We start from the raw sequence: 11028 nt of genomic DNA, 5'->3' as shown, positions 1-11028 counted from the left end.
CGACGCCCGGGGCGGGAACAACGTGATAGGCGGGGTTCCGCTTGCCCGGGCCCGACCGGTCGGCGGCTACGCCCGCGCGTACCGCGCGAGGAACGTGTCCACGCCCCCCGCGATCATCCGCGCGAGGTCGTCCTCGCGGAACTCCGTGTCCGGCTGGAACGTCTTCATCAGCTGCGGCACGCCGATGCTGACGGCGACCAGCTGCTGCACGGCGAGCACCGGGTCGGGGACGTCGAGCACGCCGCGCTCGTGGAGCTCGGCGAAGGCCTCGACCAGGGGGCCGTTGTTCATGTCGTAACTGACGCGGTACCAGAGGCGGCCGAGCTGCGGGAAGCGGTCGACCTCGCCGATCACCAGGCGGCGCAGCGCCATGATGTCGTCGCGCAGCAGGATGCGGGCCCAGTCCATGCTCAGCTCGATGAGGGCGACGCGCAGGTCGGGGGCGTCGGCGATGGTGGACTGGTGCGGGCACAGGTCGGCGTAGACCTTCGGCAGGATGCCGCCGACCACGGCGAGGAAGAGCCGCTCCTTGTTGCCGAAGTGCTTGTAGATCGTCGGCTTGGAGACCCCGGCGCCCGCGGCGATGGCGTCCACCGACGCCGCGGCGTACCCCTGGCGCAGGAACTCGGCGGCGGCGGCCTCGACGATGGTCTCGCGCTTGCGCTGCGACACGTTCACGGCCTCGGGGATGACGGGCATCCCGAACTCGTCCCGCACGTCAGCGGGTTCAGCGGTCCTGCCCATGGCCGCGCCTCCAGATTCCAGTCGTCCGCCGCGCTTCGGTCACTCTCCGCAAACTACACTACACGGTTTAGTACGAAGGTCGCCAACGGCCGGGCCTCGATGGATCCGCGATCGGGCCTTGAGGGAGCCGGGTCAGGCCTTGAGGGAGTTGAGGAGCGCCGCGCCGCGCTCCGCGTCGTCCACGGACACGGCGAACATCCTGCCCTTGGACCGTATGACCAGGCACTCCCCCGCGCGCAGCATCACCGTGGTGCCGAGGCCGCTCAGACGGTACCCCCAGCCGCCGACCTGCGCGGGAGTGCGCGTCTCCGCGTGGGCGGACTCGATGGCCTCGGGCGCCCAGCGCCGCACCGGCCAGCCGAGGGGGCCGAAGGAGACCTCCAGGCCCTTGTCGGTGACGGTCGCCTGGACACAGGCGCAGCCGAAGCCGGTCAGCGAGACGACGGCGAGCGGGGCGATCACCGGCCACAGGGGGTGGGCGGTGAGCCCGGCCACCGTCACCACGAGGGCGATCGCGGCCGCCGCGCCGGTGACGGCCGCGAGCGCCCACACCCAGGGGTTCGACGTGCGCGACAGCCAGACGTAGCGCTCACCGGGCTCGACCCGCATGCGCGGGGTCTCGGCGGGCACCGGGGCTCCGGCGGCCGCACGGCCGCCCAGTCGTACGCCGAGCGCGGCCGCCGCGAGCGCAGCCACGATCACACCGATCGCCCAGGACGTCGCGAACCTGGCGTCGTGCCAGTCGGCGCGGTCCAGGTTGGCCCGGACGACGGCCGCCTGCGCGCCGCACAGGGAGACCCCGACGGACAGCACAAGGACCGGGCTCCACGCCCGCACCCGGTGGCCCGCGACCAGGACGCCCACGATCGTCACCGCCCAGATCAGCGCGGGGAACAGCGCCGCCGCCCACAGCGGCATGGAGTCGTCCGGCGCGCCGGACCCGCCGCTCCAGTGCGTGGCGAGGCGGTCCGGGAGCCGTCCGCTCGCTGCCAGCGGGAGGCCGAGCAGCAGGGTCAGTCCGGCGCCGCCCAGGGCCGTGACCGTCCATGGCCCCGCGGGCCCCCACCTCGTACCGGCGCCGTTCACGGCACCTCCTTGATCAGGTCGATGAGTTCGGTCCTGCCGTAGCCGAGCCGGGCCGCGTCGGCCACGAGTTCGCGTACGCGGTCGACCAGGGCGGAGCGCTCGGGCGCGCCCTGGGCCACGGTCACGCCGCGGCCGCGGCGGAACTCCAGGAGTCCCTCGTCGCGCAGCGTTCTGAGGCCGCGCAGGACGGTGTTGGCGTTGACGCCGAGCGCCTGGGACAGCTCGCGGGCCGACGGGAGCCGGTCGCCCGGGGCGCACTCGCCCTCCGCGACGGCGCGGCGGATCGCGCCCGCCACCTGCTCGTGCAGGGGCGCGCTGTCGGAGGTGTTCAGTCTCAGCAGCATGGTGCCAATGACGCTAGCACCATTCTGCTCTTTCCCCACCCCGCCCCTTCCCGAAACTGGGGGCTCCGCCCCCAGGCCCCCGTCTATCCGGCGCTGCGCGCCTTGTCCTCAAACGCCGGACGGGCTGGATCTTGCGGCAAGATCCAACCCTCACCCCCGAACATCCCCCGGCACCCCTCCAACCCCTCCACCTCCACCGGAACGGCCCGGTGGGCCTCCCACGCGGCCCGGTCCAGGTACAGCCGCCGCAGCGTCACGGCCTCGCCCCGAACCGCCACCGTCTCCCCGCCGTCCGCGCGGTACCCGAGCTTCTCGGACACCCGCAGCGACCCCGCGTTGTCGCGCATCGCCGCCGACCTGGCCCCCCGCGCGCCGAGCCCGGCGAACGCCAAGTGCAGTGCCGCCGCCCGCATTTCGGTGCCGATGCCGCGGCCGTGATGGGCGAGGCCTAGCCACGAACCGGTCTCCACCTCGCGGGTCACCGCGAAGTCGTTCGCGGTGATGTCCTGGCGCCCCACGACCACCCCCTCGCACCACACGGCGAGGCTCAGCGCCCAGGCGTCCCGGCGCCAGTTCGCGACCGTGCCGAGGACGTGCTGGAAGGTCGCCCGGCCCCGCACGGCCGGCGGCGCGGCCGACCACGGCACGGTGAACGGCATGGTTCCTTCCGCGTGCACGCCGTCCGCGGCCACGCCCGCGAGGTCGGCGAGCTCCGTGAGGTCGGGCAGGCGCAGTTCGAGGCGCGGCGTCGTGAGGCGCAGTCCGTACAGAGGCCACATGTGATCATCCATGACGCGAGCCTGCCGAAATCCGGCCAGAGCGTCGACCGGATTTGGGTGTACCCTCCCCAACCGGCTCTGACCTGCGGCTTGTTACGAAGAGCTGACAGGTTGGAGGACAACCCTCCGGATGCCTCCCGCCTCTCCCAGGACATGGGGACACACGCACAGCCCGCCAGGCCCGCGACGGACAAGGCGCGGAGCGCCAAGGCCCGCCGACGCCGGCGGATCGTCGACTATCCGCGGCGCGGAAAGCGCGGGGTGCGGCGATGGCTGCCCTCGTGGCGGCAGTGGCTCAGCGCGTTCGGGCTCGTCTTCGGCGCGATCGGAGGCCTGTTCGCCTGGGTGTACGCCTCCGTCGACATCCCCGACGAGAACGCGGCCGCGAGCCTGGAGGCCAATGTGTACTACTGGTCCGACGGCACCCAGATGGTCTCCACCGGCGAGGTCAACCGGCAGAGCGTCGACCTCGACGACGTGCCGGAGCCGGTGCGGGACGCCGTCATCGCCGCGGAGAACGCCAGCTTCTACAGCGACTCCGGGGTGTCCCCCAAGGGCCTCGTGCGCGCCGCCGTGAACATGGTCCGCGGCCAGGAGACGCAGGGCGGCTCCACCATCACGCAGCAGTACGTGAAGAACACCTACCTGTCGCAGGACCAGACGTACACGCGCAAGGTCAGGGAGTTCGTCATCTCCCTGAAGGTGGACCGGCAGAAGAGCAAGGACGAGATCCTTCAGGGGTACTTGAACAGCAGCTGGTTCGGGCGCGGGGCGTACGGGATCGAGGCCGCCGCGCACGCGTACTACGGGATTCCGGCCCGGCAGCTCAACCCCAGCCAAGGCGCCCTGCTCGCCGCCCTCCTGAAGGGCGCCGAGCAGTACGACCCTTCGGTGAGCGCCGCCAACCACCGCCGGGCCAAGGCGCGGTGGGCGTGGATCCTGGACCGGCAGGTCGCCGTCGGCCGGATGAGCAGGAGCGAGCGCGCCAAGCACCGCACCTTCCCCGAGCCCCTCAAGGAGTCCCGCTCCACCAGCCTCAGCGGCAACGAGGGCCAGACCGGCTACCTCGTCGACATCGCCAACAAGTACGTCCGGCAGCAGACCGGCCTCACCGACAAGGACCTCGCCCGCGGCGGCTACGCGATCCACACCACGTTCGACCGGAAGCGCGTGCTCCGGCTCGCCCGGTCCGTCCAGGGCGTGCTCCGCCGCGACCTCGACCCGAAGAACCGGGCGCAGGACCGGGGCGTCCAGGTCGGCGCCGCGTCCGTGCGCACCCGGGACGGCGCCGTGCTCGCGCTGTACGGCGGGGCGGACGCGACCCGGCACTTCAGCAACAACGCCGACACGTCCGGGGTCCCCGCCGGATCGGCGTTCAAGCCGTTCGTGCTCGCCGCCGCCCTCCAGGACGGCCTGGACCCCGAGAGCGAGGGCCCGGGCGGCCTGACGCCCGGCGAGGCGCTCATCGAGGGCGGCAACGCCACGTACTCCGAGCTCGGCGAGAAGCTCGGCAGGGACCGGGTCCAGGAGGTCGCCGAACACACCGGAATGCTGCGCTCCAGCATGGCCCGCAGCGACGACATGTTCCCGCTCGGCACGTCCACGCCCAGCGCCATCCGCCTGGCGAGCGCGTACGGCACGTTCGCGCAGCGCGGCCTCCAGCACGACCCGTACTCCGTGACGTCGGTGCAGAAGGACGGCGAGGACGTCGCGGGCCTGGAGCCGCAGCGGACCCGGCGCGCCCTGGACTCACGGGTCGCGGGCACGGTCTCCGGCGTGCTGCGCGGCGCCGCGGCCGCGAGCGTCGGCCGGGCGACCGGCCTGCACGGGCAGCCCGTCGCCGCGGGCCGCACCACCGACCAGGACCGCTTCAGGTCCGCGTGGTTCGCCGGGTACACCCCCGAGGTGTCGACGGCCGTGACGCTCTTCCGGATGCGCAAGGGCGACCCGCTGCTCCAGCCGATCTCCGGCGTCGGCGGCCACGGCTCCCGGTACGGCAACGCCCTCACCGAACGCATCTGGCTCGACGCGCTGCGCGGCGTCGACCTGACCCCCGGGTCCGGATCGAAGGTCAAGCGGCCCGCGGCAGCCGCCTCCGGCGACGGACCCCGATGACAGACCCCGGTGACGGGCTCCGGTGACGGAGGATGATCCCGTGGACCCCATCGACCGAGTGGACGCGCGCAGGGACGGGCTGCTGAGCATCGGGGCCTTCGCCCGCCGCACCCGGCTCTCCGCGAAGGCGCTCCGGCTCTACGACCGGCAGGGCCTGCTCCCTCCCGCGCACGTCGACGGGGCGACCGGCTACCGCTACTACCGGCCCGAGCAGGTCGAGCGGGCCCGCACGGTCGCGCTCCTGCGCCGCCTCGACATGCCGCTCGCCGACATCGCGGCCGTCGTACGCCTCGACGGCGCGGACGCGGCGGGCGCGCTCGACGGCTACTGGGCCCGCGTCGAGGAGCGGCTCGCCGCCCAGCGCACCCTGGTGGACTACCTCCGGGACCGGCTCTCCGGGAATCCGTCGAGGCCGCGGGGCAGATTCGAGATACGGACCGTCGACGTGCCCGGCACGGCCGTCATCGGCGAGAAGCGGCGGCTGCTCAGCGACGACCTGCCCGGGTGGATCGGCGCCTCGTTCGGCCGGATGGAGCGCGCCGCGCGGGAGGCGTGCGGCGGCGTCACGGGACCGCCCTTCGTGATCTACCACTCCGAGGTCACCGAGGACAGCGACGGCCCCGCCGAGGCGTGCGTGCCCGTCGCCGACCTCGCCGCGGCCCGCGCCTGGGTCGCGAAGGAGGGGCGGCAGTGGCGGCTCACGGCCCGCGTCGAGCCCGCGTACAAAATGGCGTACACCCGCATCGTCAAGGCGCAGGTGGTCTATCCGCAGATCATCGCCGCGTTCGACGCCGTGGAGGACTGGATCACGCGCGAGGGCCTGAGCCCCGCCGGGCCGAGCCGGGAGGTGTACTTCGCGGACTGGGACACATCGGGCCCCGGGGACGAGGTGTGCGACGTGGCGTTCCCCGTGCGCTGACGGGTGCCCGCGCGGCCCCTGACGAGTGCCTCCGCGCCCCCTGAAGGGAGCCCGCACGGCCGCTTCCGAGGCCCCCCGCACCCCGGCGAGACGAAGGTCACATACGCCGGAGCAAACGGCAAAGGCGCGGCCCGCCAGGCCCGGACCTGCCCTGACCTCGCCGGACTGCGGGTCCCGTGCTCCGGCCGCATACTGACGGAGGAAAGGGCACGACAACTGGCCAAGGGGTCGCTGTCTGCCAACCAATCCGCTGCGGTTAGCGTCTACTCCGAAGGAGTTGACCCAGCCAGCCGAACGGATCGCCGCCCGTGGCCTCTGCCGAACTGTCTACCCTGTCACTGACCCGCGCCGGCCGGGGCGGTGGCATGGGCGAGCCCTGGTACGTGCGCCACCGCATGCCGCTCCTGATCACGGCGGGCCTGCTCCCGCTGTACGCGCTGTGGTGGACGGTGTTCGCCACCGGCGGCGGCGACCTCGCCGCTCAGGAGGCCTGGGCGAGCTTCGCCAAGCGGTACCCGGGCTCGGCGTACGGCCTCTTCTGGTACGGCGGCATGCACACCGCCAACTACAGCGTGATCTCCCCGTACCTGATGGCGGCCTTCGGCGTCCGCACCGTGGCGCTCGCCTCGGGCCTCGCGTCCACGTGGATGGCCGTCGCGCTCATCATGCGCAGCGGCATACGCAAACCGCTGTGGCCAGCGATCATCGTCGGCTTCTCGCTGTGGTGCCAGGTCGTGTGCGGGCGCGCCACGTTCATGCTGGGCGTGGCCTTCGGCGTCGGCGCGGTCCTCGCCGCCTCCGGCAAGGCGGGCCGGGCCCGGATCGCGGCCGCCGTCGCGTGCGCGGCGCTCGCGGCCATGGGCAGCCCGGTCGCGGGCCTGTTCATCGTGGTGGTCGGCGCGGCCTACCTGCTGTCGCGGCAGTGGGGCAAGGCGGTCGCCCTGATCGTGCCGCCGTTCGTCGTCGTCGGCCTGACGACCTGGCTGTTCCCCTTCGAGGGCGAGCAGCCGATGGCGTTCGTGCGGATCTTCCCGCCGGTGCTGCTCTGCCTGGTCGTCATCCTGGCCGCGCCCCCGGCCTGGCGCCTGCTCAAGCTCGGCTCCGCCGTGTACGCGGTGGGCGTCGTGCTCACCTGGATCATCCCCACGCCGATCGGCACGAACGTCGAGCGGCTCGCCGAGCTCGCGGCCCCGGCCATACTGCTCGCCGCCGTCCTGAACCGGGACTTCCCCCTCGTGCGGCCGCTCAGGCCGGGCGGCAAACCGGCCCTGATCTGGCGGCGCGCCCTGCTGATCAGCGCCGTCGCGCTCTCCCTGATCTGGGTGTCGATCAAGACGACGTCCGACATAGTGGCGTACACGAAGGTGCCGACCTGGGCCGTGGAGACCGACGGCGTCGTCAAGGAGCTCAAGCGGCTCGGCGCCGACCGCACCCGCGTCGAGGTCGTCCCGGCCCGTGACCACCGCGAGGCCGCCGTCCTGTCGCCGTACATCAACATGGCGCGCGGCTGGAACCGGCAGGCCGACGTCGAGCGCGGCCGCCTCTTCTACGAGGGCCGACCGGTGTCGGAGGTGAAGGAGGGCATCTTCAGCTCCGCCTCCTACCGCGCCTGGCTGAACCAGTGGGCCGTCGGCTTCGTCGTGCTCTACAAGGGCGACAGCGTGCCGGACGGCGCCGCCGAGCGCGAGCACAACCTGGTGACCAGCGGGCCCAGCTACCTCAAGGAGGTCTGGCACGACGACTACTGGCGGATCTACCGGGTCAAGGACCCGGTGCCGCTCGTCGACAAGCCCGGCTCCATGGTCACCGCCGACGGCGCCAACATGACCGTCCACATGTCCGAGCCCGGCTCGGTCATCGTGCGCGTCGCCTACTCGCCGTGGCTCTGGGCGGAGGGCGCCTGCCTGCGCAAGGACGGCGACTTCACGCGCCTGACGGTGACGAAGCCGGGCAACGTGCGGATCGGGTCCAACTACGCGGGTCCGTCCGGCCCGCAGCCCCGGTGTGCGCCGGAGGACGAGAAGTAGTTCCCGTCGTACGCCGCGTACGACGAAGGGGTGGGGGCGAGCTCGGTAGCTCGCCCCCACCCCTTTCGCTGTCCGTGGGGTCAGCCCACGCGCGTCAGCTTCGCGCCGAAGCCCGGCTCGGTGAGCTCCTTCTGCAGGGCCACCGGCACCTTGATCGCGCGGTTCGTGCCGTCGCCGACGGACAGGACGCCGACCTTCGTGCCCGCCTTCGCGGAGTGCGGGACCTTCTTGCCGCCGCCGGTGAGCTCCAGCTTCGCGGTCAGGCCGGACCAGCCGACGGCCGTGACGTCCTTGGTCGTGACGACCGGCGTCGTACCGCCCATGCCGTCGTCGACCTCGCCGACGACCGTGCCCTTCTTCACCACGGTCCTGGCCTTGAGCGCGTCCTGGCCGGCGGCGATCAGGTCCTTGGTGACCTTGGTGACCGCGTCGATGTTGGCGACGCCGTCCGTGCCGAACTGGGCCAGGGCCGCGCCGATGATCACCTGCGTCTTGCCGCCGATCTTCTTCTCCGCGGCGAAGAGGATGTTGCCGCCCGCGGCCGTGGTGGTGCCGGTCTTGATGCCGATGGCGACGGTCGGGACGAGCCCGAAGAAGTTCTTCTGGGTCTCGCCGTTGAGGTCCTTGTAGTTGGGCTGGCGGGCGATCTCCTTGAAGGTCGGGTTCTCCATCGCCACCCGGCCCAGCTTCACCAGGTCCTCGGCGGTCGACACCGTCGTCTTGTCGAGGCCGCTCGGGTCGGTGTAGTGGGTGTTCTTCATGCCGAGTTCCTTGGCGGTCTTGTTCATCTTCGCGACGAACTTCGCCTCGTCACCCTTGCTGTCCCAGCGCGCGAGCATCCGCGCGACGTTGTTGGCGGACGGCAGCATGACGGCCTGCAGGGCCTCGTACTGGGTGATCTTCTGGCCCTTGGTCACCTTGACCACGGACTCGTTCTCCGGCTTGCCCTTCTCGTAGTGCCGCTGCGCCTGGGCGTCGACGGTGATCTTCTTGCCGTCGCCGCCCTTCTTGATCGGGTGATCGCGCAGGATCAGATACGTCGTCATCACCTTGGCAATGCTCGCGATCGGCACGGGCTTCTGCTCGCCGTGCGTGCCGAAGGTGCCGATGCCGTCGACGTCCATCGCCGCCTGGCCCTTGCTGGGCCAGGGAATCGACGGCTCGCCGCCGCCGAAGGAGAACGTGTCGTCGGCCGTCAGGGTCAGCTTCGGCTCCGGGAGCGGGCGGATGGCCTGTACGACTGCAAACACAATTGCGAGCAGTATGACGAGGGGCGTCCAGATCTTGACCCGGCGCACGATCGTGCGCGTCGGGGTCTCCGGAGGCGGCGGCGTGTTGGTGAGCTCGGCGAGCAGGTCGAGCGGGGGCTTGGGCGGGAGGGGCTGCTGGGTCGTCCGCTCCGGCGTCGCCGGCGGGGTCGCCTGTGCGGGGGTGGCGGCCTTGGCCCCAGGACCGGCGGCGGGGGCCGCCTTCGGCTCGGGCTTCGGCTCCGCCTTCGGCGCGGGCGCGGGCGCGGGCGCGGGCTTCGCCCGGGGCTCGTCGAGCGGCTTCAGGGCGACGAACTTGCTGGTCCGCTCGGACTCCGACTCGGGCTTGGGCTTGGGCTCGGGCGTGTCCTCGCCGAGCTTGAGCATGGTGGTCGGCTGGTCGACGGGCTCGGGGCGGGGGGCCTTGAAGACGGCGGTGGCCTGGTCGACGGGGGCCTTGTCGTCGCCCTTGCCGTCGCCCTTGCCGTCGCTGTCGGGCTTGCCCTCCGCGTCCGGCTGCACGGCCTTGAACACCGCGGTGGCCTGGTCGACCTTGGGCGCGGGCTTGGCGGTCCTGAAGACGGCGGTGGCGTGGTCGACGCGGGGGTCGACGGGCTTGTCATCGGACGCGGGCTCGGGCGCGGGCGCCGCCGCGGGCTTGGATCCGGACTTGGCGTCAGCCGTGGGCTCGGACCCGGGCTCGGACCCGGGCTCGGACTTGGTCGCCGTACCCGCCTTGGGCTCGGACTCGGCGTCAGCCGCAGGCGCGGCCTTGGGCTCGGCCTCGGGATCGGCCCCGGGCCCGGCTTCCGCGACCGGCTCGGCGCCCGCCTTGGAGTCGGCCTCGGCGTCAGCCTTGGACTCGGCCTCGGACGCTGCCACCGGCTTGTCCTGGGTCTCGGTGTCGGACTTGGACTCCACCACCGGCTCGGCGCCGGCCTGGGAGGCAGCTCCGGTCACCGACCCGGCGCCCGCCTCGGCCCCGGCCTCGGCGTCCCCCTCGGCCCCGGCCCCGGAACCGGACTTGGCGTCCGCCTCGCGCTCGGGCTCGGGCTGGGCGTCAGCCTTGGACTCCGCCACCGGCTCGGCGTCGGCCCCGGCGCCGGACCCGGGCTCATCCCCCGCGTCGGCCTCCGGCCCGGTCTTCGTCTCCGTACGCGCGGCCTTGAACACCGCCGTCGCCATGTCGACCGCGGACCCCGACGGAGCCTCGTCGTCCCCGGCACCAGCGGACTCACCGCCCGTACCGCCCGCAGACGCGGACGCACCGGCGCCCTCACCCGAAGCCGCCGCGGAACCGCCCGCACCCCCGCCCTCGTCCCCGGACGCGGAGCCACCCGCACCGGAGGAGGAACCTTCCCGCTCGCCCCCCGCAGGGGCATCCCCGTCGTCCGACCCGGCCACCCACGCGGCCACCGCGGCCCGCAGGCGCGCGTCGCCGTTCGCCTCTCCCGCTCCCGGCGTGCGGGACCCGGCGTCGGCCGCGGCCGCACCCTCGTCCGAGGCGCCCCCGCCAGAAACCGTCTTCGAACTGTCGGGGAACTCGCCCGCCACCGATGCCTCCTCGTTCTCGCCGTACTAGCCGTACTCGCCACGCCGAACCACCGCTCGGACCTACTGTCCGAACCATGTACCAGTGTCCTGTGTGAGGGCTTAACCCCCGTGGTAGACGAGAACGACATACCTACTGGTTCCCGTACGTACCGCCCACGCACTCTCGACAGACCAATGTGAGAGGGGTCACCCTGTCATTCATCCACGCGGGGA

8 protein-coding genes are annotated in these 11028 nt (G+C 72.6%); 3 read left to right on the top strand and 5 right to left on the bottom strand.

Features of this window, described 5'->3' with window-relative positions:
- Window positions 1-66 precede the first annotated feature (66 nt).
- The 4 genes from ACFWZ5_RS10355 to ACFWZ5_RS10340 form a co-directional block, all read right to left on the bottom strand.
- On the bottom strand, window positions 67-744 hold the full coding sequence (locus ACFWZ5_RS10355; RefSeq protein WP_384795122.1) for a TetR/AcrR family transcriptional regulator: 678 nt from the start codon (window positions 742-744) through the stop codon (window positions 67-69).
- 132 nt (window positions 745-876) lie between these two features.
- Window positions 877-1830 (bottom strand): DUF1648 domain-containing protein, encoded by a 954-nt coding sequence (locus ACFWZ5_RS10350; protein ID WP_384795120.1) that lies wholly within the window; start codon window positions 1828-1830, stop codon window positions 877-879.
- Entirely contained in the window at window positions 1827-2174 is a 348-nt protein-coding gene (locus tag ACFWZ5_RS10345; protein WP_384795118.1) for a GntR family transcriptional regulator, read from the bottom strand. The genes ACFWZ5_RS10350 and ACFWZ5_RS10345 overlap by 4 nt, the downstream gene beginning before the upstream one ends.
- An 83-nt stretch (window positions 2175-2257) precedes the next feature.
- Entirely contained in the window at window positions 2258-2965 is a 708-nt protein-coding gene (locus ACFWZ5_RS10340) for a GNAT family N-acetyltransferase (RefSeq protein ID WP_384890607.1), read from the bottom strand.
- Window positions 2966-3106: 141 nt separating this feature from the next.
- Between ACFWZ5_RS10340 and ACFWZ5_RS10335 the strand changes: the two genes are divergently transcribed.
- From ACFWZ5_RS10335 to ACFWZ5_RS10325, 3 genes are all read left to right on the top strand, one after another.
- Window positions 3107-5068 carry a transglycosylase domain-containing protein gene (locus ACFWZ5_RS10335; RefSeq protein WP_384796185.1) on the top strand — a complete coding sequence of 654 codons (1962 nt, stop codon included), beginning with the start codon at window positions 3107-3109 and terminating at the stop codon, window positions 5066-5068.
- A 40-nt stretch (window positions 5069-5108) separates the two neighbouring features.
- Window positions 5109-5987, top strand: a complete 879-nt coding sequence (locus tag ACFWZ5_RS10330) for a MerR family transcriptional regulator (RefSeq protein ID WP_384796183.1) — start codon at window positions 5109-5111, stop codon at window positions 5985-5987.
- A gap of 365 nt (window positions 5988-6352) precedes the next feature.
- Entirely contained in the window at window positions 6353-8014 is a 1662-nt protein-coding gene (locus ACFWZ5_RS10325; protein ID WP_384796181.1) for a hypothetical protein, read from the top strand.
- An 80-nt stretch (window positions 8015-8094) separates the two neighbouring features.
- Here the strand turns inward: ACFWZ5_RS10325 and ACFWZ5_RS10320 are convergent, their stop codons facing one another.
- The gene (locus ACFWZ5_RS10320; RefSeq protein WP_384796179.1) at window positions 8095-10815 is read right to left on the bottom strand and encodes a D-alanyl-D-alanine carboxypeptidase; all 2721 of its coding nucleotides are present in this window, start codon (window positions 10813-10815) and stop codon (window positions 8095-8097) included.
- Window positions 10816-11028: the final 213 nt, after the last annotated feature.

Source organism: Streptomyces sp. NPDC059003 (assembly GCF_042740445.1).
Lineage (GTDB): Bacteria > Actinomycetota > Actinomycetes > Streptomycetales > Streptomycetaceae > Streptomyces.
The sequence above is the reverse complement of the archived record's forward strand: the minus strand, read 5'-3'. Positions and strand labels throughout refer to the sequence as shown.

Coding starts and splice junctions, on each gene's coding strand:
- ACFWZ5_RS10355 (WP_384795122.1), bottom strand. CDS start 744: ATGGGCAGGACCGCTGAACCCGCTGACGTGCGGGACGAGTTCGGGATG.
- ACFWZ5_RS10345 (WP_384795118.1), bottom strand. CDS start 2,174: ATGCTGCTGAGACTGAACACCTCCGACAGCGCGCCCCTGCACGAGCAG.
- ACFWZ5_RS10340 (WP_384890607.1), bottom strand. CDS start 2,965: ATGGATGATCACATGTGGCCTCTGTACGGACTGCGCCTCACGACGCCG.
- ACFWZ5_RS10335 (WP_384796185.1), top strand. CDS start 3,107: ATGGGGACACACGCACAGCCCGCCAGGCCCGCGACGGACAAGGCGCGG.
- ACFWZ5_RS10325 (WP_384796181.1), top strand. CDS start 6,353: ATGGGCGAGCCCTGGTACGTGCGCCACCGCATGCCGCTCCTGATCACG.